Origin of the sequence: Isoptericola dokdonensis DS-3 (assembly GCF_001636295.1) — a bacterium.
GTDB lineage: Bacteria > Actinomycetota > Actinomycetes > Actinomycetales > Cellulomonadaceae > Isoptericola > Isoptericola dokdonensis.
Genome location: NZ_CP014209.1, coordinates 2,891,239 through 2,915,846, shown reverse-complemented (window position 1 = coordinate 2,915,846; position 24,608 = coordinate 2,891,239). Strand labels below are relative to the sequence as shown.

Sequence of the window (24,608 nt, the reverse complement as noted above, 5' to 3'; positions counted from 1 at the left end):
GAGCGCTGACTCGGCCGTCCGTACGCTGACTCGGTGGAACCTGCGCTGACTCGCATCGAACGGCGCTGACCCGGCCGGGGTCGCCGGGGTCGCGCGCCGTCGTCAGACCCGGAGTGGAGGGCCCCCCTGGGGGCCCGTGAACGCGACGGCGCGCCACCCCGGCGCCCCGGCCGACCCGAACAGCCCGAACAGCCCGAACAGCCCGAACAGCCCGAACAGCCCGAACGAAGCTCAGCCGAGCAGCCCCAGCGCCGCGGCGGCGGCCGCGGCGACGTCGGGGTCGGTGACCTCGTAGCCGGAGTCCCCTCCCCCGCCGGGCCCACCGTCGTCGGACACGACACGCTTGGCGGACAGGTGGACGGCGTCGACGCCGACGGCGCGCAGTGCGGGGACGTCGTCGACGCGGACGCCGCCGCCGGCCATGACCTGCACGGCACCGCCGAGCCGGCCGTGGGCGTGGTGGGCGCAGGTCCGCAGCCGGTCGAGGCCGTCGAGGCAGCGGGCGGCGCCACCGGAGGTGAGGACCCGGGTCACGCCGGCGGCGGCGAGGCTGTCCAGGGCGGCGATCGGGTCGGCGACCTGGTCGAAGGCCCGGTGGAAGGTGACCTCGGCCCCGGCCGCGGCGGCGGCGAGGGCGCGGACGGCCGCCGTGTCGACCGTGCCGGCCGGGGTGAGGGCTCCGACGACGACGCCGTGCGCCCCGGCGGCGACGGCGGCCGTCACCTCGCGGACCTGGACGTCGAGCTCGCCGTCGACGAGCACGAAGCCGCCGGTGCGGGGGCGCACGAGCACGTGCACCTCGACGGGTGCTCCGGCGGTGGGCGCGGCAGCGCGTTCGACGGCGGCGGCGAGCAGTCCGGGGCCGGGCGTCATGCCGCCGGTGGCGCCGAGGGCCGCGCACAGCTCGACGCGTCGTGCCCCGACACGGGCCGCGACGTCGACCCCGGCGACGTCCTGCACGGCGAGCTCGAGCACGGGCACCGTCCCGGTACGCCAGGCCTCCGGCCGCGCGGTGCCGGCAGGGACGGCGTCACCGGGCACGGCGGAGCCCGTCGGTGCCGCGGCACCGACGGGCGTCACGTCCTGGTCCATCAGCCCGTGTTCTGCAGGCCGGCGGACACGCCGTTGACGGTGAGGAGCAGCAGGTGCTGCCAGCGGTCCTTGTACCCGCCGTCGACCCACTCGCCGTCGTCCACCGTGAGACCCTCGCTGGCACCCTGGGTGCGCAGGGCGCGCAGCGCGCGCACCTGGAGCAGCGACAGGGCGTCCACGTAGGGCGACCGGAGCTGGACGGCGCGCCCGAGCACGCGGCGGCTGGCCAGCGGCCAGTCGTTGCCGGTGATCTTGAGGACCCACTCGCGGGTGAGGCGCAGCTCGTCGAGCACCATCTGCGCGAGGTCGTCGCGGTCGCCGAGGGCGAGGTACTGCTCGGCGATGCGCTCGTCGGTCTTGGCGAGCGACATCTCGATGTTGTCGAGGAGCGTGCCGAACAGCGGCCACTCGGTGTACGCGGCGCGCAGCACGTCGAGGTCGCCGAACTCCCGCAGGGCGGTGCCCAGCCCGTACCAGCCGGCGAGGTTGATGCGGGCCTGCGACCAGGAGAACACCCACGGGATGGCGCGCAGGTCGTCGAGCGAGTTGACGGACAGGCCGCGCTTCGCGGGACGGGAGCCGATCGGCAGCAGGCCGACCTCCTCCAGCGGCGTCACCTGGGCGAACCACTGGGGGAAGCCCTCGGACTTGACGAGCTCGTGGAACCGGGCGCGGGACGTCGCGTCGAGGGACGTGGCGACCGGGGCGAACCGCTCCGCCGTCGTCGCGTTGCGCTCCTCGGTGGACGGCGCGGACGCGAGCAGGGTGGCCGCGGCGACCTGCTCGATGTGCCGGGCCGCGATGGTCGGGTCGCCGTAGCGGGCGAGGATGACCTCGCCCTGCTCGGTGAGCTTGAACCGACCGTCGACGGAGTGCGGCGGCTGCGCCAGCACGGCCCGGTTGGCGGGGCCGCCCCCGCGACCGAGGGCGCCACCACGGCCGTGGAACTGGGTGAGCGTGATGCCGTGGCGGGCCGCCCACTGGGCGATCCGCGACTGGGCGGAGTGCAGGGCGAGGGTCGCGGCGACGGGGCCGACGTCCTTGGAGGAGTCGGAGTAGCCGAGCATGACCTCGACGCGGCGGCCGTTCTCCGCGAGGCGGCGCTGCACCTGCGGCATCTCCAGCATGGCTTCGAGGATGTCGACGGAGTTCTCGAGGTCCGCGAAGGTCTCGAACAGCGGGATCGCGTCGATGACGGGCACGTCGTCGCTGCCCTCGAACGCGAGCTCGGCGAGCTGGTAGACGGCGGCCAGGTGCTCGGGCGCCTGCGTGAACGACACGATGTAGCGGCGGGCGGCGCGCACGCCGAACCGCTTCTGCACGGCGCCGAGCGCACGGTACGTGTCGAGCACCTCGCGGGTGCGGTCGGAGAGGTCGCCGTGGACGCCCTTCTCCGCGATCTCCTCGAGCGCGGCGGCGTGCACCTGCGAGTGCTGGCGGACCTCGATCTCGGCCAGGTGGAACCCGAAGGTCTGCACCTGCCAGACGAGGCGCTGCAGGTCGCCGTACGCGGCGCGGTGGGCGCCGGCCTCGACGAGCGAGGACTGCACGACCTGCAGGTCGGCCTCCAGCTCCTCGGGGGCTCCGTAGGCGAGGTCGGCGTCGCGGGTGCGGGTCGCCCGGATCCGGCCGGCGATCGCGAGGACGGCGGCGCGGTGCGGCTCGTTCGGCGACTCGGCGGCGGCCTGCACGACGAGCTCGTCGGACAGCTGGCGCATCTTCTGCCAGAGCGCCTTGAGCCCCGCCGACGCGGGCGTGCTCGCCTCCTCGAGGGTGAGCTTGCGGCCGGTGGCCCGGGTGGCGTTCTCCAGGGCGGTCAGCGCGTGCTCGGCGGCCAGCGTCGCGGCCTGGCGGGTGACCTCCGCGGTGACGTTGGGGTTGCCGTCGCGGTCCCCGCCGATCCACGTGCCGAGGAACACGAACGGCTTCGCCAGGGGCAGCGTGCGCCCGGCCTCGCCGTCGAGCAGCCAGTCGTCCAGGCGGCGGTACACCTCGGGGAACGTGTCGAACATGGTGGCGTCGAACACGCCCATCGCCGTCTTGACCTCGTCGAGGACGGTCGGCTTGCTGGCGCGGATGGGGGACGTGCGCCACATGGTGTCGATCTCGGCGAGGAGCCGGCGCTCGTTCTCGGTGCGGGACGTCCCGCCGAGGTGCATGGTGTCGCGCTCGGCGAGCAGCGTGGAGATGCGGCGCACGGCGCCGGACACCGCCCGGCGGCGCGCCTCGGTGGGGTGGGCCGTCAGGACGGGCCGGAACTCGAGCTCGCCGAGGCGACGCAGCGCCTCGTCCCGCCCGACCTCTTCCGCGAGCTGCGTGAACGCCGCCGGCAGGGACTCCTCGATGGCCGCGCCGGCCTCGAGCTCACGCTGCCGGAGCACCCGCACCCGGTGGTACTCCTCGGCGAGGTTCGCCAGGTGGAAGTAGCAGGTGAACGCGCGGGCGACCTGCTCGGCACGCTCCTGCGAGAACCCCGCGACGACGTCCGCGGCCTCGGCCAGCGCGACGCCGTCGTCCACCACGCCGTACGCGCGGATCGTCAGCTCGCGCAGGTGCTCGACGTCGTCGAGCAGCTCCTGGCCGCCGGACTCCCGCAGCACGCTGCCGAGAAGGCCGCCGAGCAGGCGGATGTCCTCGCGCAGCGGGTCGGGCATCTCGTGACGGGCGACCACACGCTCGATGGCGCCCGTGCTCGGGCTGTGCTGTCCGTTGTTGTCGGTCACGCACCCGAGGGTAAGCCGAACCGGGCTTGAGGCGAAGTTTGCGTCCGGTGTGCGGTCACCTGACCCTCCCGTGGCGGGGTCAGGGGCGGTACGCACCCTGCCAGACCGTGTCGAAGGGGGTGCGGGCCGCGACCCGCGCCTCGATGCCCGCGGTGACGACGTCCTTGGCCGTGCGGACGGCGTCGGGGACGTCCGCGCCCTTCGCGAGCTCGGCGGTGATCGCCGCGGCGAACGTGCAGCCCGCGCCGGACACCCGCTCCTCGCCGATCTTCGGCGCCGACAGGACGGTGACCTCCTGCCCGTCGAACACGACGTCGACGGCGTCCGGCCCGGGCAGCTCTGCACCGCCCTTGGCGACGACGTACCGCGGCCCGGCCGGGGTGTCGAGCTGCGCGTGGATGCGGCGGGCCGCCTCGACCAGCTCCTCGACGGAACCGATCCGGTCCATGCCCGCCAGGGTGCGCGCCTCGAAGAGGTTCGGGGTGACGACCGTCGCCAGCGGCAGCACCTGCTCCCGCAGCGCCGTGTCCGTGTCCAGCGCGGCGCCCGGCTCCTGGCCCTTGCAGATCAGCACCGGGTCGAGCACGACGTGCCGCCACGGCTGCGCCGCCAGCGACCGCGCCACGACGTCCACCGTGGCGGGGGTGCCGAGCATCCCGATCTTCACGACGTCCAGGTCGTGCGTGCCCGTCGCGGCCTCGATCTGGTCCGCGATGACCTGCGGGTCCACCGGGACGAACCGGTGACCCCAGTCGTTCTGCGGGTCGAACGAGACGATGCAGGTGAGCGTGCCGACGCCGTACGCGCCGAGCTGCTGGAACGTCTTCAGGTCGGCCTGGATGCCGGCGCCGCCGGTGGCCTCGGAACCGGCGACGACGTACGCGAGCGGAGGAGTGCTGGGCATGCGTCCCAGCCTACGCGCGCGCCGTTCGCTCCAGATCGTGCCGGGCGACCGCGGGGGGCTGCGTCAGATGGTCTCGATGACCCGCGCGCGGGCCGCGTCGCGCTCCGCCGCCGTGATCGTGCCCGCCTCGTGCAGGCGGTCGATCTCGGCGAGCCGCTCCTCGACCGGCCGCGGGGTCGATGCCTGGGCGGGGGCGGGCGGGACGTCGGGGGTCGGACGACGGGTCTCCGGCGACGGTGCCGTGCGCTGCATGTACCGGATCTGCAGGTCCGTCGTGGGGTCGAGCGGGTCGATCCCCGCGTCACGGAGCTTGGCGGCACGCCGCACCGACATCGCGACGCCCACGATCACGCTGATGACGACGAGCACGGCGACGAGGGCGAAGAGGCTGCCGAACGCGCCGCCCGACGGGTCGACGAACGTCGGGTCGACGAACGCGGGGTCCTCGATGAAGACGTCGTCACCTGTCATGTCGCCCGAGTGGTAGGCGTCCAGGAGGTCGGAGGGTTCCACGGCCGCCTCAGAACTCGCCGAGCAGCCGGGCGCGGGCCGCGCTGCGCTCGTCGTCGGTGATGCGCCCCGCGGCGTGCAGCCGGTCGAGGTGCTCCAGCCGCTGTTCCATCAGACCGGGGCGGTCGGTCGGGTCCACCGGGGCGGCGGCGCGGGCGCGACGGACGAAAGTCACCGCGATGACCACGAGCGCGGTCGCCGTCACCAGGGGCGCCAGCAGCTGCACGAGCGAGATGACGGTGAACCAGCCACTACCCCAGACCATCCCGCGACTCCTCCGTTGGTGAGGCCTGCAACGTAGCAGCGGACACGCGCGCGCGTCGGACAGTTGAGGTACCTCGGAGCGTCCCGGCGTGACGCATCCCGCGAGCGTGGGTGGTGCCGCCTAGGCTGGCGGGCATGAGCCTGCAGATCGGTGCCCACGTGTCCCTGGACGACGCCGTCGCGGAGGCCGGCCGGCTCCAGGCCGACGTCGTGCAGGTGTTCGTCTCCGACCCGCAGTCGTGGAAGGTGCCGCCGCTGGAGTACGACGGCGGTGCCGAGGCGTTCCGCGCGGACGTCGCAGCCGCAGGGATCGACGTGTTCGTGCACGCGCCGTACGTCATCAACGTCGCGTCGCCGAACAACCGCATCCGCATCCCGAGCCGCAAGCTGCTCCAGCAGGTGATGACCCGCGCGGGCGAGATCGGCGCGAAGGGTGTGGTGGTGCACGGCGGGCACGTCACCGCGAAGGACGACCCCGCCACCGGGTTCGACAACTGGCGCAAGGCGATCGACTCCCTCGAGACGGACGTCCCGGTGCTGGTGGAGAACACCGCCGGCGGCGACTTCTCGATGGCCCGCCGCCTGGACCGGATCGAGCAGCTGTGGGCCGCGATCCAGCAGGCCGACGGCGGGTCCGACGTCGGATTCACCCTCGACACGTGCCACGCCTGGGCCGGGGGCCTGGACCTGGCGACCGTCGTCGCGGACGTCACCGCGATCACCGGTCGCATCGACCTCGTCCACGCCAACGACTCCCGCGACGCCGCCGGGTCGGGCGCCGACCGGCACACCAACTTCGGCGTCGGCGAGATCCCCGAGGACCTCCTGGTCGGCGTCGTCCGCGATGCCGGCGCCCCCGTCATCTGCGAGACCAAGGGCGACATGGGCACCGACATCGCCTGGCTCCGCGCCCGCCTCTGACGCGGTCAGCGCACGACGGCGCGAGTCAGCGCACATCGGCGCGAGTCAGCGTGAACCTCGTTCAGTCAGCGCACGTCCGTGCACGACCGCCCCGCCCCCGCCGGCGTCGACACCACGAGCCCGACGTGACGACGAAGGACGGCGGAGGGTGCCGCGCGTCGTCGTCGTCGAGACCACAAGCCCGACGTGACGACGAAGGACGGCGGAGGGTGCCGCGCGTCGTCGTCCGACCCGAAGTGGAGGGCCCCCTGGGGCCCGTGAACGCGACGACGCGCGGCTCCCTCCGCCGTCCGGAAGCCAGCGCACGCCGACTCGCCGCAACCTGCGCTGACTCGCGCCGCCGTGCGCTGACTCGCGCAAAACTGCGCTGACTCGCGCTCGCTTGCGCTGACTGGCGCCCGGTTGCGCTGACTCGCGCCGACGTGCGCTGACTCGGCTACGCGGTGAGGCCCGCGTCGTGCACGGCGATGGCGGCCTGGACACGGTTGGCGGCGCCGAGCTTGTCGAGGATCCGCGACAGGTGGGTCTTCACGGTGGGGACGCTCAGGTAGAGCTCGGCGGCGATCTCCGCGTTCGACAGCCCGCGCGCCAGGACGACGGCGACCTCCCGCTCCCGGTCGGTGAGGGACGCGACGCGTTGCGCGGCGGAGCCGGGGCGGACGGCCGGGTCGGGCACCTCGGCGGACACCCGCGCGATGAGCTGGGTCATGACGGACGGCGAGAGGGTGGGCTCGCCGTCGGCGGCGGCGAGGACCGCGGCGACGAGCCGTTCGGGCGGGGTGTCCTTGAGGAGGAACCCGGCGGCTCCGGCGCGCAGGGCCTGGAGCACCATGTCGTCGGTGTCGAAGGTCGTCAGGACGATGACGCGCGGTGCGTCGGGGAGCGCGACGACGCGGCGCGTGGCCTCCAGCCCGTCGAGCCGGGGCATGCGGATGTCCATGAGGACGACGTCGGGTCGGGTGCGGCGGACGACGTCGACGGCGTCGGCACCGTCGGCGGCGTCCGCGACGACGTCGACCTGCGGGGTCCCGCCGAGGATGAGGCGGAGCCCGGCACGGACCAGGGGGTCGTCGTCCACGACCACGACGTTCACCACGTTCATGGCGCCCACGGTAGCCAGGCCTGGACGACGAACCGGCCGTCGGCGTCGCGGGCGGTGAGGGTGCCGCCGGCGAGCTCGGCGCGTTCCATGAGCCCGAGCAGGCCGAGCCCGGACGTCGGGGGTCGGGTCTCGGCGCCGGGTGCGGCGGGCTCGCGGGCGGGGGTCGGGTTGCTCACCGTGATCCACAGGCCCTGGCCGGGGGCGCCGCGCAGCACGATCGACGCCGTGATGCCGGGGGCGTGCTTGCGCACGTTGGTCAGGGCCTCCTGGACGATGCGGAAGGCGCTGCGGGACGCCGCGAGGGGCAGGGCGGCGTCATCGGGCACCCGGTCGGTGACGCGTACCGGGGTGCCGGCGGCGGTGGTCGCGACGACGAGCTCGTCGAGGTCGGCGAGGGTGGGCTGGGGGCGTTCGGGGCGCGCCTCGGCGTCGTCGGCTCCGGGTGCGGGACCGTCGAGCCCACGCAGCACACCGAGGACCTCCCGCAGCTCGCCGAGGGCCTCGTGGGCGGAGTCGCGGACGAGCGCCGCGGTCTCGGCGACCTGCTCGGGCGGCAGGTCGGAGCGGTACGCGAGCGCCCCGGCGTGCATCGCGACCAGCGACATGCGGTGGGCGAGGACGTCGTGCATCTCGCGGGCGATGCGTGCCCGCTCGTTGGCGCGGGCCTGCGCGACACGGCTGGCCTGCTCGCGCTCGGCCGTCGCGATCCGCTCGTACAGGGACGCGATGTGCTCGCGGCGCAGCCCGACGTAGGCGCCGATCCACACGAGCAGGGCGAACATCCCGAGCCCGCCGACGATCGACACGGCCCACGGCATCGGCTCGACGGACGGGTAGAGCTGCTCGTACGTCCACAGGGCGACGGTGTACACCACGGCGACGACGGCGATACGCCACCACCGCCGGTGGGTCGCGAGCGAGACGACGGCGAGCGTGATCGGGCCGACGGCGAACACCGAGACGGCTCCCGCGGTGCACACCACCAGGGCGACCGCCGTCGGCCAGCGGTGCCGCAGCAGGACCAGGCCGAAGCACAGCATCCCGACGGCGATGTCGAGCGCGAGCTGCTCGCCCGTCATCGCCATCCGCTGCGCCTCGACCTCCACGACGACGAACCCGGTGACGACCATGCTCATGAGGAGCGCGAGCCCGAGGCGCCACGTCTCCGACCAGATCCGTGCGGCGCGACCCGGGGCCCGCGGCGGCGCCGTCGGTCCGCCCGGCAGGCCGGACCCCGTCGGGGCGGTCGGGCGGGCCGGCCGGTCGGCAGGGGTGGGGTCGGAGGGTTCGGGCACCCAGCGAGCGTAGGTCGGGCACCCCGCCGTGGCATCCGACGTCGGGCTCGGCCTGCCGGGCCGGCATCCGCCGAAAGGATGACCCGGGTCCATCCGGCCGACGGAGCAGGACCCACCGTCCGGGTGATCCGCCGCGGCCGCCCGCCCGGGAGGCTGGAGCCATGATCACCGTGGAGCACCTGACCAAGAGGTACGGGCCGGTCCTGGCCGTGGACGACGTGTCGTTCACCGCCGAGCCGGGTCTCGTCACCGGCTTCCTCGGCCCGAACGGCGCCGGGAAGTCGACGACCATGCGCATGATGTGCGGCCTGACCCCGGCCTCGTCGGGCTCGACGCGCATCCTCGGGCTGCCGTACGCGGCGCTCACCAACCCGGGCCGCCGCGTCGGCGTCCTGCTCGACGCCTCCGCGCAGCACGCCGGCCGCACGGGCCGCGAGGTCCTCGCGCTCGCCGCGCTCCTGACGGGCGTGGGCCGTTCCCGCGTCGACGAGGTCCTCGACGTCGTCGGGCTCACCACCGCCGAGGCGTCCCGCCGCGTCGGCACGTACTCGCTCGGCATGCGGCAGCGCCTCGGCCTCGCGGGTGCCCTGCTCGGGGAGCCCGAGGTCCTCATCCTCGACGAGCCCGCCAACGGCCTCGACCCCGCCGGCATCCGGTGGATGCGCGACCTCCTGCGCGGGTACGCCGCCGACGGCGGCACCGTGCTGCTGTCGTCGCACCTCCTCGGGGAGATCGAGCAGGTCGCGGACCGCATCGTCGTCATCGGCCGGGGCCGCATCGTCGCCGACGGCACCAAGGACGAGCTGCTGCGTGGCGCCGGCACGTACGTCCGGTCCACCGACGACGCCGCGCTCGTGTCCGCCCTGCGCGCTGCCGGCACCGAGGTGGAGCACCGCACCGGTGGCGGCGTCGTCGCCACCGCCGACGCCGAGCACGTCGCCCGCACCGCGGCGAGCGCCGGCGTCGTCGTCGTCGAGCTGCGCGAGGCCTCCTCGCGCGGCCTCGAGGAGCTGTTCCTCGAGCTCACCGCCGAGCACGCCCGTGAGGAGGTGACGGCATGACCACCGTCGACCGCACCCTGTCCCCGCCGCCCACGCTGACCAGCCGCAGCGACGTCCCGGCCGTCACGTTCGGCCGTCTCGTCCTGGTGGAGTGGCGCAAGCAGCTCGACACCCGCGCGGGACGCTGGCTGCTCATCGTCATCGCGGCCGTCACCGCCGCCGTCATGCTCGTCATGGGCGCCGTCGGCGACGGGAACGTGCCGTTCGAGGCGTTCCTCATCGGCAGCTCGACGCCGCTCGCGATGCTGCTGCCGATCGTCGCGATCCTCGCGGCGACGTCCGAGTGGTCGCAGCGCACCGCCCTGACGACCTTCACCCTGGAGCCGCGGCGCCTGCGGGTCATCTGGGCGAAGGCCGTGACCGCTGTCGGGTCCGGTGTGGCGTTCTACGTCGTCGCCGTCGGGATCGCCGCGCTGGCCCACCTGTGGGTCGTGACGTTCCGTGACGCGACCCCCGACTGGAGCATGGGCACGGTCACCTGGGGCACCCTGGTGATGGTGGCGATCTGGATGCTCAGCGGTGTCGCGTTCGGTCTCGCGTTCCTCAGCACGCCGACCGCGATCGTCACCTATCTGGTGCTGCCCGTCGTCGTGAGCACCGTGGCGGTGTTCGTCACGGCGTGGGCCGACGTGTGGCCGTGGATCGACCTGTCGACGGCGAGCGCACCGCTGATGACCGACCCGGCCATGGCCGCCCAGCTGGACCTGTCCAGCGGCGGGGAGATGTGGGCGCAGATCGCCACGTCGACGCTCGTGTGGGTGGGGATCCCGCTGGCCGTCGGCATCGCCCGGGTGACCCGCGGCGAGATCAAGACGGCCTGACGGCGCCGGCCCCGTCGACGCGACGAGCGTGCAGACCTGGCACCCCATCCGCCCCGATGGGGTGCCAGGTCTGCACGCTCGTTGCGGCAACAGGGCAGGTGCGGCGTCCGGGTCAGAGCGTCTCGCCGCGCATCTCGACGGCGATCTGCTCCGCGTCCAGCAGGTCCAGGGCGCGGGACAGCAGCGCCGAGTCGAACGTGCCGTCCGCGCGGGCCCGCAGCAGGGCGTCACGCTGCGCCTCGATCACCCGGACCCGCAGCTCGAAGTACTGCGCCGACAGCTCGTCGGACCGGGCGGCGTCCTCGTCCCGCTCCGACTCCTCTCGCACGACGGCGCCGCGGACGGTCGCGACGACGTCCCGCTCGTAGGGCGTCCCGTCCGGGCGGGCGGGCGCCCCGTCGAGCAGGCCCGTGGCGGCGTCGTGCACGACGGCGCGCAGCCCGGCCGCGTGGTCGGCCGCCGTCGGCGACTCCACCCCGGCGAGCCCGAGCCGACGCACCACCCACGGCAACGTCCCGCCCTGCACGAGCAGCGTGCCGACCGCCACCCCGAACGCGACGAGGACCAGCAGCGACCGCTGCGGGAAGTCCTGCGGGAGGGTCTGCGCCGCGGCCAGCGTCACCACGCCCCGCATGCCGGCCCACACCAGCACCACCCCCTCCTTCGGCCCGAGCGGCGCCGCCGCGAGGTAGTCGATGTCCGCGACCCGCCGCGTCAGCCGACGCCGGAACTGGTCGAGACGGTCGAGCAGCCGCTGGCGGTGCCGCGCCTCCTCCGGATGGTCCGCGACCCGGCGTTCCCACTGCTCCTGGCGGCGCCGACGGCGCTCCTGGTCCTCCTCCGGCCAGGCGGCGTGCAGCACGTCCACGGCGTCCGCCGACGTCATCGGCCGTGAGTCGTCACGCCGGGCCAGCTTCGCGTCGAGCCGGTCCTGCATGGTCGTGAGGGCGCCGCGCATCTCCTCGCCACGCCGGCGTCGGCGCGCGAGCAGCCGCAGCAGCGGCAGGATGAAGGCCGCCCGGATCGCGATCACGCCCACCGCCGCGACGACCGCCACCCACAGCGCCTGCCACAACGACCCGTGCTCCGCCTGCACGTCCGTGACCAGGGCGAAGAACTCCAGACCCATGACGAGGAACAGCGCGCCCTCCAGCAGCCCCTCGACCGTGCGCCAGTTCGTCTTCTCCGCGGACCGCACCTGCGGCGTCAGGTAGCGGGCCGACAGCGTGCCCGTCACCAGGCCCGCCGTCACCGAGGCGACGATCCCCGACGCCTCCAGCGCCTCCGCCGGCCAGTACGCCGCGAACGGCACCAGGAACGACACCCCGGTGGACAGCGCGGGGGTCGGCAGCCGACGCCGCACCCGCAGCCCCACCAGGCCCACCACCACACCGCTCACGACGGCGATCGCCACCGCCCACACGAAGTCCCCGACGACGGACCAGAACGACACGCTCGCCGCCGTCGCCGCCACCGCCGACCGCAGCAGCACGAGCGACGTCGCATCGTTCAGCAGCCCCTCGCCGTCGAGCACCGTCACCACGCGCGCGGGAGCGCCCAGGCGCTTGATGATCGACGTCGCCACCGCGTCCGTCGGGCTGACGATCGCACCCAGCGCGATACCGGCCGCCAGGTCCAGGCCAGGGATCATCCACGAGAACACGAAGCCCAGCACGACGGCCGACACCACCACCAGCAGCACGCTCAGCCCCGAGATCGCCCCGAAGTCGCGGCGGAAGTCCATCGACGGGAACGACGCCGCCGCCGCGTACAGCAGCGCCGGCAGCACCCCGGCCAGGATGATCTCCGGCTCCACCTCCAACGCCGGGACCGCCGGCAGGAAGCTCACGCCGAGGCCGATCAGGACCAGCACCAGCGGCGCCCCCACCCCCGCCCGGGGTGCGAGCGCGGACACGGCGATGATCACGGCGACGGACGCGACCGCCACCAGCATGACGTCCATGCACCTCACCGTAGGGGGGCGCCATCGTCCGCGCTGCTCGCCTGCCTGGCGAAGTCAGCGCAGACTCCAGCGAGTCAGCGCACACCGGCGCGAGTCAGCGCACACCGGCGCGAGTCAGCGCGCACTACCGGGTCCGGGCGTCGCAGGGTGCCGCGCGACGTCGCGTTCACGGGCGCCAGGGCGCCCTTCACTCCGGGTTCGACGACGTCGCGCGGCACCCTGCGACGCCCTCCAGGCTTGCGTCGGCGTCCAACGCTGACTTGCGGAGGATTGCGCTGATTCGCGGAGGCCTACGCTGACTCGCGCCAGTGTGCGCTGAGTGGCGGCAGCTCGCGCTGACTCGGTCAGGGGGCGAGGGTGAGGTCCGCGGGGGTGGTGACCGGCGACCAGCTTCTCGGGACGGTGCCGACGCGCAGTGGCTCGACGACGTCGCGACGGCCGGCAGCGGGTTCCCCGGCGAGGACGTCCGCGGCGACGAGGGCGCCGAGGTCGAGGCCCGTGAGGCGTTCGACGTCCGCGACCGGGACCTGGAAGGTCCGGTAGGGGCCGAGTGGTGGGACGTCCCCGACGGCGAGGGCCTGGGCGGTGGCTGCACGCAGGTCGGCGACGTCGAGCTGCGGGGACTGGTCCAGCACGAAGGCCGCGGCGCGCAGCATCGGTGGCTCGGTGGTCGCGCTGACTCGTGCCAGTTCGCGCTGACTCGTGCCCGCCTGCGCTGACTCGCGGTCGCCAGCGCTGACTCGCGCTTGGCTGCGCTGACTGGCGCCGGTCTGCGCTGACTCGCGCCCGCCTGCGCTGACTCGTGCCGGTCCGCGCTGACTCGTGCCCGCCTGCGCTGACTCGCGGTCGTCGGCGAGCGCCGACACGCCTCCTCGACCTGCAGGGTCGTCGGACGGTGCCGCTGCGGCGGCCGCCCAGGCGGCGACCTTCCAGAAGCGGCGCGGGAGGGCGACGCCGCGGTAGACGGGGTCGGTGGGGTCGGAGACGCACCCCGTGTGGACGACGACGCGGTGGTCGTGGACGTCGGCGAAGGCGAGGACGTGGTCCTCGAGTCCGTTCCACAGCTCCTTGGACTGGTTGAACCGGTCGACCTGGGGGGCGGCGTTGGAGTAGACGAAGGTGGCGCGACCGGCTGCCTGCGCCTCGGGGACGGTGCCCCACATGGGGTCGAGCCGGCGCACGAGGTGGCCGCGGTCGAGGGCGTTGCGGGCGTAGAGCTCGGGGCCGGCCTGCTCGTCGGCGGGCGCCTGCGGGTCGAGCCGCCAGGTGCCGGAGCGGGGCAGGGGCCGGAGCCGGGCGCCGTCGATCGTGCAGGCGGTGGCGGCGGCGAGACGCCGGGCGGGGTCGAGGAGCACGGTGAAGTGCGGGTGGTCGAGCCGGCGCAGCTCGCGGGGCGCGACGCCGGGGACCACGCGTGGCGCGGGCAGCGGGACGGCGAGGGCGTCGTCGGGGCCGAGGAAGGAGGCGTCGTAGCCGGTCACGCCACCGAGCCAACCATCCGCCGGAGACATCCGGGCGCCGATCCGTGCCGCGACACGTCTCGACTGTTGCTAACGATATATCGTTGATGTATCTTCGATACGTCGGCGAGGCGCTCCGCCCGTCGACCCCGTCCCGAGAGGAACCACCCATGCGCACCCCGAACAGCACCCCCTTCACCGACCCCTTCGACCTCCCCCACGCCGAACGACGCCGCGGCGACCACCCCCGCGGAGGCCGCGGGCGACGCGGCGGCTTCGACGCCGGCTGGGAGTCCGGCCCCCGCGGCCCCCGCCCCGGCGGCTTCGGCCCCGGCGGCCCCGGCGGACGCGGCCCGCGCCGCGGACGCGGCCAGATGCGCGCCGCGATCCTGCTGCTCCTCGACGAGGAGCCCCGCCACGGCTACCAGATCATCACCGAGCTCGCCGAGCGCTCCCAGGGTGCCTGGCGGCCCAGCCCCGGCGCCGTCTACCCGGCGATCGCCCAGCTCCAGGACGAGGGCCTCGTGACCCTGTCCGACGACGAGGGCCGACGCCTCGCCACCCTCACCGACACGGGCCGCGCGCACGTCGCCGAGCACCGCGACGAGCTCGGCACCCCCTGGGAGGGCGGCCCCCGCCACCGCGGCCACGAGGTCCACCGCGCCCTGCGCGACCTCCACGGCGCCGTCGAGCAGGTCGCCCGCACCGGCACCCCCGAGCAGGGCGCGTCCGCCGTCGAGATCCTCGACAAGGCGCGCCGCGACCTCTACCTGCTGCTCGCCGGCTGACCCCGGATCACGGGGACATGCCCGCCAGCCCGGTCGGCCACCAGCGCAGCAGGTGGCCGTCCACGGCGAGGTCCACCCCCCAGCCCTCCTGCACGAGGTCGACGGACCACAGGTCCTCCCCCGTCGACACGTCGAGCGCCCGCCACGCCGACACCACCGCGGCGTCGGTGTACGACGGGGCCACCGTCGCCACGACCGACCCGTCGGTGAACACCGACTGGATCTCCCCCGTGCGGCGATCCCCCGACGACGACTCCGGCTCCGGCGTCGCCACGTCGTCGCGCACCCACAGCACGGCGCCGTCGGCGAGGTCGAGACCGACCACCCGGTCCCGGTCGTCCAGCACCACCGCGACCCCCGCCGTGCGGGCGAGCAGCTCGAGCGCCGGGACCTGCGCCCGCCACACCTCCCGCCCCTGCGCGTCCAGCGCGACCGTCGCCTCGTCCTGCCGGACCAGCCAGCGGTCCGCCGCGTCGCCCGACGTCGCCCACGGGTCGAGCAGGCGCCCGTGCACGACGAAGCGCAGCCGGCCCGCGTCGTCCAACACGTGGTGCTCCCACGTGCTCGCGCCCCAGCCGCCCGCCGACACCGCGAACCCGCCGTCCGCCAGAGGCCGGACCCGACGCACCGTCTCCTCGTCCGTCTCGGTCAACAGGCCGAGGTCCAGCGGGTGGCCGTCCGGGGTGAAGTAGGCGAGGACCCCGCACCCCGCCACCCCGACGAGCCGCTCGCTCACCGCGTGCTCGACCACACCCCGCCGCTCCAGCTCCGCCGTCCGGCCCCCGGTGGACCACCGCACGCACTGCTCCTCGTCCAGCACCTCCCCGAACGGCACGGTGCGCGACCAGCGCTCCTCGCCCGTCACCGCGTCCTCGAGCCGCACGCGCAGGTCGTAGCCCTCGTCGATCTCCCCCACGACCGTGAGGTCGGTCATCGGGTCGCCCTGCAGCTCGACGTCCACGTCCCCCGGGGCACCCACCCACTGCGCCGTCAGGACGGACGCCTCCGGGCCGGGGATCGCCAGGTCGAAGGAGTCCCGCAGCTCCCGTCGCACCAGCACCGTGCCGTCGGACTCGACGACCATCACGGAGGTGCCCCCGCCGCGCGACTCCCCCAGGCACACCACCCGCGACGCCTGCGTGATCTCCGCGGTGTCCGACCAGAACGTGAGGCCCGGCCCGCACACCCCCGGCCGGTCCACCAGGTCGACCGTCCACCGGGGCTCGCCCGACGCCAGGTCCACCCCGAGGAGCTCGCCGGCCCGCTGCACCGCCACGACGTCCCCCGCGACGGCGGCGAGACCGCCCGGCAGCGCCGGCTCGTCCGCCACCCCGTCGACGCGCCACACCTCCCGCGGAGGAAGGGTGAGATCGACGACGCCGCCCGCGGCGTCCCGCAGCGCCGCCTCGCGGCCCCGGTCCATCACGGCGTCCACCACCAGTCCCGTGCCCACCAGCGCGACCGTCGCCACGAGGACCCCCCACCGGGTGTGCCGGTGCGTGCCACGCCAGGCCCGCCCCACGGCGCCACGGCGCGCACCGCCGGCCCTCCCGTCGCCCGTGTCGTCGTCGACCCCGGGCCCGGGCACGTCGGTGGTGACGACCTCGGCCTCGTCGGGCACGAGCTCGAACGTGAACGCCCCCTCGGGACGGCGCCTGCGCCCCACCCTCCGACGTTAACCCCGCCGGAGCGCGCTCACCGGGGTGACGCCGTCGAGCCACAGACCGGCTCAGGGCGACCCGAGGGTCGCGACCGAGGTGACGGAGTAGCGGTACGCCTCGTCGAGGCCGATCCCGAGGAGCGCGGGGTGGCCGTCGACCGCGACGAGCCACGGGAGCACCCAGCCGCGCTCGCCGCCGTCGGCGATACCGTCGCGGCCGTCCAGGTCGAGCATGTCGATCTCGTGGTCCCCGGAGGCCAGGTCCACCGTGAGGAGCCCGAACGAACCGCTCCCGTCCTCGCTGTAGCTCTCGACGAGGACCATGACGCGCAGGCCGTCCGTCACCATCGCCCGCGGGTTCCAGTCGCGGCTCACCGCGCCGCCAAGGAGATCGGTCCCCATCAGGGGGACGCGCCATCGTTCGGCACCGTCGGCCGGGTCGCGGCCGACCACCCGTTCCCAGTTCGCCATCACCACGGTGTCGGCCGTCTGCGCGAGCAGCGAGATGTCCCCGCCGTCGGTCTGCCACACCTGCTCGCCGGTCTCGTCCAGCGCGACGAGGTACGCGTAGTCGCGTGTGCCGATCCACAGCCCGGCGGGGCTCCCGTCCGTCGCCGACGGCGCCGCGAGCTGTGCAGGCGCACGCAGCACGACGTCCCCGGACGCGTCGACCACCTTGGTGGTCGAGCCGTCCGGCACGACCAGCTCGCCGTCAGTGGCCGTCTGGACGCTGCTGGCACCCGGGCCGACGAACCACCCGATGCTCCCGTAGCTGTCGATCCCCTCGCCCACGTCCAACGGCGCCCCCGCCGCCGTGCCCCGCGCGCTCGCACCGCACCGCTCGTACATCACGAGGTGCGGGGTGGCGACGACGTCGGCCGGGCGGAGGGTGGCCTCCGACTCACCGCCCACCGAGGCGTCGTTCGTGAGGTACGTGTCGTAGCAGTAGCCCGCCCCGCGGCCCCCCGGCTGGCTCACCGGCAGCTCGAACCGGACGTCCCCGGTCAGGGCGTCCTCGACGTGCGCGGTGCCCTGCGTGACCTGGCGCTCCAGCTCGTCGAGCACGAGCCACGGGTCGCCGGAGTCGTCCGCGGGGATCTCGACCCGTTCCGGCAGGCCGGGGTCGTGCTCGACGACGAGCAGCCCGCCCTCGGCGGCGGGCGCCACCACCTGGTGCTCGCGCCCGTACCCGTCGGCCGGCAGGTCCCGCGTCCCGGTGACGTCGCCGTCCGCGGTGAGCACGGTCACCCGGGCGCCGTCGTCCTGCAGGCACGTGATGGTGTCCACCGGCGTCGCGAAGTCGACGGCGCCACCGAGCTGCGGGCGCGGCCCGCACCGGGGCGACCCGCCCACCTCGGTGCGCCACACCTCCTCGCCCGCGGCGACGTCCCACGCGACGACGTCGGCGCCGTCGACCAGCGCGAGCACCCCGGCGTCGAGCACCGCGGCCAGGTCGTCGGCGTCCGTCCGCACGGACTCGACGAGCGGGCCCTCCAGGGACAGCACGCCGCCCGGCGCCTCGCGCAGCCGCTGGGCGTCCGCGTGCGCCGAGACCGCCGTCGTCGTCGCCAGACCACCCACGACCAGCACGACCAGCCCGCCGCCGATCAGCCCGGCCCGCCGCCGCTGCCGCGGGGTCGCCGCGCGCCAGCGCCCGCCGGTCCGTCGTCGCGGCGAGGGCACGCCGGGATCCAGGGTGTCGTCCGCGTCGAAGGAGACGTCGAAGGAGACCGTGCCGGTGTCGCGCCGTCGTGCCACAGGCGCAACCTACTGCCTGACCGCGGCTCGTGCGCGGACCGTCAGCGCGGCGCCAGCACCCGCACGCTGGTGACGTCGTAGCGGCGGGTGGCGTCCACGGCGGTGACGTCGAGCAGCAGCAGGTGGCCGTCCACGGCGACGGGCAGCACCGGCTGGTCGCCACGGAGCTCCTGGGTGGTCCACTCCCCCGTGGACAGGTCGACGCGCAGCAGCGACGGGAAGGGGACGCCGTCGCGCAGCTCGACGCGCCCGGTGACGACGGTCCGGCCGTCCGTCACCGCCCCCACCGGCCACCACTCCCGCCCCTCGGGCGCGACCTGCCACAGCGGGGCGCCGCCGTCCGCGGCGAACGCCACCACCACCCCCTGCCCGCCCACGACCACGACGTCGCGTGTCGCGGCGAGCACCCACGGATCGGCCGCGGCCGCCCGCCACCGCTCCGTCTCACCGTCGAGGGCCACGAGGGACCCGGAGCCGACGCGCGCGAACCGCAGCGACGACCGGCCGTCGGTCGCGGCGGCGGCCAGCAGGTCGCCCTCCGGGACGTCGAGCGCGACGTCGCCACCCGCCGACACCACCCGCGTGCCGTCGCCGGTGACGAACCCGTCCCGGTCCGGCTGCTGGGGGTCGCCCGCCACCCAGACGGTCAGCCGGTCGGGCGCGGCGACGCCGAGGTCGACGCCGTCGTAGGTGGCCGCGCCGGCGACGCCGCACCCCTCGTAGAGCACGACGCTCGGGCTCGCGACCGGCGCGGGCAACGTCAGGTCGGACACGAAGGCGGAGCCCCGCCCGGTCGGTTCCGGCGTCACGGGCCGCTGCCGGTAGCAGCGCAGGCCGTCGAAGCGGGCGTCGACCCGCACGGGGACCTCCGCGCGCGTGCGGCCGGTCAGGGCGTCGACGACGACGACGCGGGCGCTCACGTCGTCGGGCACCACCCGCGGGATCTGCTCGAACGCGTCCTGGGAGGTCGCGAACTCCAGGACGTCGTCGAGGCGGGTGTCGTGGTGGGCGACCACCAGCGAGCCGTCCGCGCCGGGGACGACGACGGGCGCCGCACCGCCGTCGTCGGGTGCCGGCAGGGCACGGGTTCCGACGACGCCACCGTCGGTGTCGAGGACGGTCACCGCGCGGCCCGCGCCGGTGCCGTGCACGCAGGTCACCAGGCCGGCGGGCGTCGCCCACTCGGCGCTGCTGCCCGGTCGGGGCCGCGGGCCGCACGTGACGTCCGCCCCGAGCACGACCTGCCAGCGCAGCGCGCCCGTGGCGACGTCGCGGGCCACCACCTGCTCGCCCTCGACCGTCGCGAGCCCGCCGGCGGGCAGCACCGCGGCGACGTCGTGCACCGTCGCACCCCACACGGGCGCCAGCGGGCCGTCGAGGGAGACCACCCCACCGGGCGCGGCCCGCAGCCGCTCGCCCCGCTGCTCGGCCACCGTCGCCACGCCGACGCCCGCCGCCACGACCACCACGAGCGCCCCGACGGCGACCCGCCGGGCGGCACGCCGTCGGGCCGTGGGGTCGGCGGCGCGCCAGCGAGCGACCGGCCCCGGACGTGGTGGCGGGGCCGCGGCGGACGACGGGGGCGCCGCGTCGGACGACACGTCGAACGCGACGAGGTCCCGGTCACGGCGTCGGGCCACGACCGCACCGTAGCCCCGGCGTCGTCGCGCTCGCACCCGGTCGTCGCGCACGGGGCGCCTCAGAGGAACGCGACCTGCGGGGCACGGTGGCCGCGCAGGAGCCGCCAGGCGGACCACTGGACGACGGCGACCAGCACCACGGCAGCCAGGACCGGCCAGGTCAGGCCGGCGAGCACGGGCGACGGCGCGGCCGCCGCGACGACACCCGGACCGGCCACGGCCACCGTCGCGGCGACGGGCAGCACGACGGCCACGAGCCCCGCCGACCGGACCGTGACCGCCCGGGTGGCCCCGCGGTCCAGGTCGAACAGTGCTGCGAGCGCGACGGCGGCCCCGAGGAGCAGCGCGAGGGCCGCGACGACGGCGGCCCGCGCGCCGCCCCCGAACGCGCCGAGAGCGGCGAACGCGGTGAGCGCGGCGACCACGGAGAACAGGCCGAGGGCGGCGCCGGCCTGGACGCGGGCACGGTCCGCGACGCCGGGGACGTCGCGCATCCTGGCCGCGAGGACCAGCGCGCCGTGGACCCTCGCACCGAGCACGCACAGGGCGGCGAGCAGGACGGGGGCGGCCCGGAACGGGACGACGCCCGGGCCGGTGACGCTCTGGCCGGCGGGCAGGGCGAAGAGCGACCACGCGGTGCCGAGGAGCGCTCCCGCGGCGGCAGGCAGGGCAAGGCCCGCCACCTGCGCGGCGACGTCCCAGCCGGCGCGCCACCGCGGTCGGTCCGACCTGCTGCGCAACCACACGGCGGCGTCGCGCACGACCCAGGCGACGAGCAGCGCCACGACCAGCGGGTAGCCGTGCGCCCACAGCGCGGACTCGACCTCCCAGAACGCGCCGACGAGCACCCCAGCCGCGGCCACCAGCCACACCTCGCCGAGCAGGAGCAGGGGGCCCACGACTCCGAGCACCGCGCGACGGCGGTGGTCCCGGGCGGCCGGACCGGGCGCGCCCGCGGTCACGGTGCGGGAGAGCTGGAGCGCACCCTGCGCGGCGCCGTCGACCAGCATCCATCCCGCGAGCAGCACGGCCAGCAGGACACCCCATCCGGTGGCGTTCATCGGGCACCTCCGAAGGCGAGGACGTCGGCCGTCGGGTCGGGGTCGGCGAGCACGTCCGCGGGAGGTGCGCCGAGCGCGAGCCGGTCGTCGCCGCGGCGGGCGAGGCGGGCGAGCACCGTCCAGTCGGCGACGGCGAGGGCGCCCAGGACGCCCACCAGCACCACGAGGGACGTCATGACGGTCGCGAACGAGGCGTCGGAGACGGCGTCCTCGGTGCGCAGCACCCCGACGATCGCCCACGGCTGGCGACCCACCTCGCGCGCGACCCAGCCGAGCAGCGCCGTCGCGAAGGGGACGGCGATCAGCGCCGTCAGCACGCGGTACAGGCCGTGGCGCGCCGGCGTCCACAGCCGGAACAGCGCGCCGCGCACGAGCAGCAGGAGCATGCCGGCGCCGCAGAGAAAGGTCATGAAGGCTACGAGGTCCATGACCCCGTAAGCGATACCGACCACCGGTTCCTGGGCCGCTTCGACGTCCTGGAAGTACGTGAACTGGGCGAAACCGGACGCCATGGCGACGAACGCCCCGAGCGTGCCCGTCACGAGGCCGGTCCGCAGCGAGCGCCGCCACAGGTCGTCGTCGCCGTCCGGAGCGGTGCGGCGCAGGTGCCACGCGCTCACCCCGACGAGCAGGAACCCGCCCGCGACCAGGCAGGCGCCGAGCGCGTGGACGGCCGAGACGACGGCGGCGGGGTTCGTCACGAGCTCGCCGACGTCGGCGATGTGCGCCTCGCCGTCCTCCATGACGTACCCGACCGGGTGGCGCAGGAACCCGTTCGCCACCATGACGGTGAACGCCGACAGGTATCCCGTGACGACCACGCCCCAGATCGCGGCCGTGTGCACCGCGCGGGGCAGCAGGTGCCAGCCGAACACCCAGATCCCGAGGAAGGTCGACTCGAGGAAGAACGCCGCCATCGTCTCCACCACCAGCGGTGCCCCGATCACTCCCCCGGCGACCTCCAGCAGCCCCGGGAAGTGCAGGCCGAGCTGCAGCTCCATGACGATGCCGGCGGCGATGCCGAGCGCGTAGTTCACGAGGTAGAGCTGGCCCCAGAACCGGGTCGCCCGCTCGAACACCTCGCGTCCCGTGAGGGCCCACCGGGTCTGGAGCACCGCGACCACCGGCCCCAGCCCCAACGTCACCAGGACGAAGAGGAAGTGGATGCCGGCCAGCAGCGCGAACTGCAGACGAGCGGCGTCGACGGCGGTCATGGGTGCGACGCTAGGCCGCGCGGGGGCCGCCCGGACCCCCGCTCAGGGGTATTCGGGGGGTGTCCCGGAGAAGGACCGGGGGATACCCCTACCCCGGTGCGGGGGCGGACCGGTGCGGCACCCGCCCGGGTGCCGCACCGGTCGCCGTCAGGCCTGGGAGCGCAGCGCCTGCTTCCACGACACCCGGCCGCCCGTCTGGAGCAGCGCACCCCGGAACGCCCGCTCGCACACCAGCAGCGCGGCGACCGCGAACGCGGCGAGCAGGAGCAGCGAGACCACCGGCTCCCACCACGACGCCTCGCCCGACAGCACCCGCACGGGCATCGCGACGACGTTCGCCAGCGGCACGAACGACAGCACCGTCTGGAAGGTGCCCGACGCCGAGAACGTCACGAAGTAGACCGCCGAGATGATCACCATCATCGGCGTCATCGTGTGCTGGAGGTCCTCCTGGCGGCTCGCCAGCGCGCCCGACACCGCGAACAGCGCCGCGAGCGCCAGGAACCCGACCGTGAAGAACACGACGAACCAGATCAGCGAGGTCGACAGCGCGGGCAGCGCCAGGCTCAAGGGTGACACCGCGATCGCGATCAGCCCCACCCCGGCGAACAGCAGGTTCTGCGCGAGCGCGATCACCGAGTTCCCCAGGATCTTGCCGACCAGGAGCTGGCGCAGCGGCACCGCGGTCGCGATGATCTCGACCAGCCGGGACTGCTTCTCCTCGACCACGGACCCGGCGATCATGCTGCCCGAGGTGATCGCGCCCGTGAAGAACAGCAGGGACAGCGCGAACGACGCGAAGAACAGCGTCTGGGAGTCCATCGCCCCCGGGTCGAGCTGTTCCGTCGTGAGGGTCGCGCCAGCGCTCAGCTCCTCGACGGAGGTGCCCGCGGCGGCGGCGTTCGCGCCCACCACCTGCGTCTCCACGCCGGCGCCGACCAGACGGGTCAGCGTGCCGTCCGGGGTGCCCTCGCCGGTGAGCACCCAGCCGTCGTCGCCCTCGTGCAGCCAGGCGTCCGCGTCGCCGGCCGTGAGCGCGGCGCGCGCGGCGTCGTCGTCGGCGACCTCCAGCACGACGATCTCGTCGCCAGTGTCCTGGGACTCCGCGAGCTCGGCGGCCGCCGCGACGGCGGCCGCCCCCGTGGTGTCCGCGCTCGACACGGCCACCGTGGACGTCTCCACGCGGGAGCCCTGCCAGGCGAAGAACCCGGCGAGCGCCGCGAGGACGCCGATCGACACGACGAGGCCGATGACGAACGACTTGTTGAGGGCGCGCACGACGATCTCGCGCTGCATCACCAGCAGCCACGCGCCACGGTTGCCGTCCGGGTCGACGACGGACGCCTGGTGCTGCGGGGTCGGGGTCAGGGTGGTCATGCCGTCACCTCACGGTAGATCTGGGCCAGGGAGGGTCGCACGGGGCTGAGCTCGTGGACGGGGCCGCGTTCCACGGCCGTGGCGAGGAGCCGCTGGACCGCGGCGTCGTCGGCGGCCTCGACGAGCGCGACCGGGCCGTCGACGTCGACCGCGTGGATGCCGGGCACGCCGCGCACCCAGCCGGCGTCCCCGTCCATGACGAGGCGGTGCCGCACCGTCCCGGCCTCCTGGAGGTCACCGGGGGTGCCGTCCGCGACGACCTGCCCCGAGCGCAGGATGACCAGCCGCTCGCACAGCCGCTCCACGAGGTCGAGCTGATGGGAGGAGAACAGCACCGGCACGCCGCGGGCCGTGTGCTCGCGCAGCAGGTCCACCATGCCGTCGACCGCCGTCGGGTCGAGGCCCGAGAACGGCTCGTCCAGGACCAGCGCCCGCGGCGTCCCCATGAGGGCCGCCACGATCTGCACACGCTGCTGGTTGCCGAGGCTCAGCTTCTCCACGTGGTCCTTGGCGCGGTCCGCCAGGCCGAGGCGGTCCAGCAGGTCCAGCGCCTCGGTGCGGGCCGCCGTCGCGGGGATGCCGCGCAGCCGCGCCAGGTACACGAGCTGCTCCAGCGCCGGCTGCTTCGGGTACAGGCCACGCTCCTCCGGCATGTACCCGAACGTGCGCCGGTCCGCCCGCGTCACCGGGGCGCCGTCGAACCGCACCTCGCCCGAGCTGATGGCGAGGACGCCCATGATCATGCGCATCGTCGTCGTCTTGCCGGCGCCGTTCGAGCCGACGAACCCCGTCAGCAGCCCGCCCGTGGCGGTGAAGGAGATGCCGTCGACGGCGCGGCGGTCGCCGAACGTCCTGGTCAGGTCGTGGACCTCGAGACTGGTCATGGCGACCACGCTACGGACCGGCGTCGCTCGGCGGATCCGTCGGAGGACGGAACCTGCGGCGTCCCCCTCACGGTGGAGCCGGGCCACCTGCCGATCTGTGAGGTTCCGCA

At 74.9% G+C, this 24,608-nt stretch carries 20 protein-coding genes; 4 read left to right on the top strand and 16 right to left on the bottom strand.

Annotated features, from left to right (window positions below; all coding sequences use genetic code 11):
- Nucleotides 1-231: 231 nt before the first annotated feature.
- From I598_RS13450 to I598_RS13430, 5 genes are all read right to left on the bottom strand, one after another.
- A complete protein-coding gene (locus tag I598_RS13450) occupies nt 232-1,092 on the bottom strand; it encodes a copper homeostasis protein CutC (protein WP_083973292.1) in 861 nt (286 codons plus the stop codon).
- A complete protein-coding gene (locus tag I598_RS13445) occupies nt 1,092-3,746 on the bottom strand; it encodes a phosphoenolpyruvate carboxylase (protein WP_083973614.1) in 2,655 nt (884 codons plus the stop codon). The genes I598_RS13450 and I598_RS13445 overlap by 1 nt, the downstream gene beginning before the upstream one ends.
- A 148-nt stretch (nt 3,747-3,894) precedes the next feature.
- Entirely contained in the window at nt 3,895-4,719 is an 825-nt protein-coding gene (locus I598_RS13440) for a hydroxymethylpyrimidine/phosphomethylpyrimidine kinase (protein WP_068203394.1), read from the bottom strand.
- Between the two features lie 63 nt (nt 4,720-4,782).
- Nucleotides 4,783-5,232: a hypothetical protein gene (locus I598_RS13435; RefSeq protein WP_068203393.1), complete on the bottom strand. Its 450-nt coding sequence runs from the start codon at nt 5,230-5,232 to the stop codon at nt 4,783-4,785.
- Nucleotides 5,233-5,239: 7 nt separating this feature from the next.
- On the bottom strand, nt 5,240-5,494 hold the full coding sequence (locus I598_RS13430) for an SHOCT domain-containing protein (RefSeq protein ID WP_068203392.1): 255 nt from the start codon (nt 5,492-5,494) through the stop codon (nt 5,240-5,242).
- Nucleotides 5,495-5,628: 134 nt separating this feature from the next.
- On the opposite strand from I598_RS13430, the gene I598_RS13425 reads away from it, so the two are divergent.
- A complete protein-coding gene (locus I598_RS13425; protein ID WP_068203391.1) occupies nt 5,629-6,414 on the top strand; it encodes a deoxyribonuclease IV in 786 nt (261 codons plus the stop codon).
- Nucleotides 6,415-6,850: 436 nt separating this feature from the next.
- Here I598_RS13425 and I598_RS13420 read toward each other — a convergent pair whose 3' ends face one another.
- Nucleotides 6,851-7,516, bottom strand: a complete 666-nt coding sequence (locus tag I598_RS13420) for a response regulator (RefSeq protein ID WP_068205291.1) — start codon at nt 7,514-7,516, stop codon at nt 6,851-6,853.
- Nucleotides 7,513-8,811, bottom strand: coding sequence for a sensor histidine kinase (locus tag I598_RS13415; RefSeq protein ID WP_068203390.1), 1,299 nt, complete (start codon nt 8,809-8,811; stop codon nt 7,513-7,515). The genes I598_RS13420 and I598_RS13415 overlap by 4 nt, the downstream gene beginning before the upstream one ends.
- A gap of 161 nt (nt 8,812-8,972) precedes the next feature.
- Between I598_RS13415 and I598_RS13410 the strand changes: the two genes are divergently transcribed.
- Entirely contained in the window at nt 8,973-9,872 is a 900-nt protein-coding gene (locus I598_RS13410) for an ABC transporter ATP-binding protein (RefSeq protein ID WP_068203389.1), read from the top strand.
- Complete coding sequence (locus I598_RS13405; RefSeq protein ID WP_068203388.1) at nt 9,869-10,693, top strand: ABC transporter permease; 825 nt, start codon at nt 9,869-9,871, stop codon at nt 10,691-10,693. Before I598_RS13410 ends, I598_RS13405 begins: the two co-directional genes overlap by 4 nt.
- A 112-nt stretch (nt 10,694-10,805) precedes the next feature.
- On the opposite strand, the gene I598_RS13400 is transcribed toward I598_RS13405, so the two are convergent.
- Both I598_RS13400 and I598_RS18155 read right to left on the bottom strand, forming a co-directional pair.
- Nucleotides 10,806-12,656, bottom strand: a complete 1,851-nt coding sequence (locus I598_RS13400; protein ID WP_068203387.1) for a cation:proton antiporter — start codon at nt 12,654-12,656, stop codon at nt 10,806-10,808.
- Between the two features lie 344 nt (nt 12,657-13,000).
- A complete protein-coding gene (locus I598_RS18155) occupies nt 13,001-14,137 on the bottom strand; it encodes a DNA/RNA non-specific endonuclease (RefSeq protein WP_232314163.1) in 1,137 nt (378 codons plus the stop codon).
- 149 nt (nt 14,138-14,286) lie between these two features.
- On the opposite strand from I598_RS18155, the gene I598_RS13390 reads away from it, so the two are divergent.
- Complete coding sequence (locus I598_RS13390) at nt 14,287-14,904, top strand: PadR family transcriptional regulator (protein ID WP_083973290.1); 618 nt, start codon at nt 14,287-14,289, stop codon at nt 14,902-14,904.
- A 7-nt stretch (nt 14,905-14,911) separates the two neighbouring features.
- Here the strand turns inward: I598_RS13390 and I598_RS13385 are convergent, their stop codons facing one another.
- From I598_RS13385 to I598_RS13355, 7 genes are all read right to left on the bottom strand, one after another.
- On the bottom strand, nt 14,912-16,570 hold the full coding sequence (locus I598_RS13385; RefSeq protein WP_068203386.1) for an outer membrane protein assembly factor BamB family protein: 1,659 nt from the start codon (nt 16,568-16,570) through the stop codon (nt 14,912-14,914).
- Nucleotides 16,571-16,633: 63 nt separating this feature from the next.
- Entirely contained in the window at nt 16,634-18,322 is a 1,689-nt protein-coding gene (locus I598_RS13380; RefSeq protein ID WP_068203385.1) for an outer membrane protein assembly factor BamB family protein, read from the bottom strand.
- Nucleotides 18,323-18,363: 41 nt separating this feature from the next.
- Complete coding sequence (locus tag I598_RS13375; RefSeq protein ID WP_157557243.1) at nt 18,364-19,962, bottom strand: hypothetical protein; 1,599 nt, start codon at nt 19,960-19,962, stop codon at nt 18,364-18,366.
- Nucleotides 19,963-20,021: 59 nt separating this feature from the next.
- Nucleotides 20,022-21,023 carry a cytochrome d ubiquinol oxidase subunit II gene (locus tag I598_RS13370; RefSeq protein ID WP_068203383.1) on the bottom strand — a complete coding sequence of 334 codons (1,002 nt, stop codon included), beginning with the start codon at nt 21,021-21,023 and terminating at the stop codon, nt 20,022-20,024.
- Entirely contained in the window at nt 21,020-22,237 is a 1,218-nt protein-coding gene (locus tag I598_RS13365; RefSeq protein ID WP_068203382.1) for a cytochrome ubiquinol oxidase subunit I, read from the bottom strand. The genes I598_RS13370 and I598_RS13365 overlap by 4 nt, the downstream gene beginning before the upstream one ends.
- 147 nt (nt 22,238-22,384) lie before the next feature.
- Nucleotides 22,385-23,614 carry an ABC transporter permease gene (locus tag I598_RS13360; RefSeq protein WP_083973288.1) on the bottom strand — a complete coding sequence of 410 codons (1,230 nt, stop codon included), beginning with the start codon at nt 23,612-23,614 and terminating at the stop codon, nt 22,385-22,387.
- Complete coding sequence (locus I598_RS13355; protein WP_068203381.1) at nt 23,611-24,498, bottom strand: ABC transporter ATP-binding protein; 888 nt, start codon at nt 24,496-24,498, stop codon at nt 23,611-23,613. The genes I598_RS13360 and I598_RS13355 overlap by 4 nt, the downstream gene beginning before the upstream one ends.
- Between the last annotated feature and the right edge of the window lie 110 nt (nt 24,499-24,608).

Bases quoted from the DNA above. Each gene is read 5' to 3' on its own strand.
- I598_RS13425 (WP_068203391.1), top strand. From the start codon at position 5,629: ATGAGCCTGCAGATCGGTGCCCACGTGTCCCTGGACGACGCCGTCGCG.
- I598_RS13355 (WP_068203381.1), bottom strand. From the start codon at position 24,498: ATGACCAGTCTCGAGGTCCACGACCTGACCAGGACGTTCGGCGACCGC.
- I598_RS13365 (WP_068203382.1), bottom strand. From the start codon at position 22,237: ATGACCGCCGTCGACGCCGCTCGTCTGCAGTTCGCGCTGCTGGCCGGC.
- I598_RS13420 (WP_068205291.1), bottom strand. From the start codon at position 7,516: ATGAACGTGGTGAACGTCGTGGTCGTGGACGACGACCCCCTGGTCCGT.
- I598_RS13405 (WP_068203388.1), top strand. From the start codon at position 9,869: ATGACCACCGTCGACCGCACCCTGTCCCCGCCGCCCACGCTGACCAGC.
- I598_RS13445 (WP_083973614.1), bottom strand. From the start codon at position 3,746: ATGCCCGACCCGCTGCGCGAGGACATCCGCCTGCTCGGCGGCCTTCTC.
- I598_RS13400 (WP_068203387.1), bottom strand. From the start codon at position 12,656: ATGGACGTCATGCTGGTGGCGGTCGCGTCCGTCGCCGTGATCATCGCC.
- I598_RS13430 (WP_068203392.1), bottom strand. From the start codon at position 5,494: ATGGTCTGGGGTAGTGGCTGGTTCACCGTCATCTCGCTCGTGCAGCTG.
- I598_RS13370 (WP_068203383.1), bottom strand. From the start codon at position 21,023: ATGAACGCCACCGGATGGGGTGTCCTGCTGGCCGTGCTGCTCGCGGGA.
- I598_RS13360 (WP_083973288.1), bottom strand. From the start codon at position 23,614: ATGACCACCCTGACCCCGACCCCGCAGCACCAGGCGTCCGTCGTCGAC.
- I598_RS13450 (WP_083973292.1), bottom strand. From the start codon at position 1,092: ATGGACCAGGACGTGACGCCCGTCGGTGCCGCGGCACCGACGGGCTCC.
- I598_RS13440 (WP_068203394.1), bottom strand. From the start codon at position 4,719: ATGCCCAGCACTCCTCCGCTCGCGTACGTCGTCGCCGGTTCCGAGGCC.
- I598_RS13410 (WP_068203389.1), top strand. From the start codon at position 8,973: ATGATCACCGTGGAGCACCTGACCAAGAGGTACGGGCCGGTCCTGGCC.
- I598_RS13390 (WP_083973290.1), top strand. From the start codon at position 14,287: ATGCGCACCCCGAACAGCACCCCCTTCACCGACCCCTTCGACCTCCCC.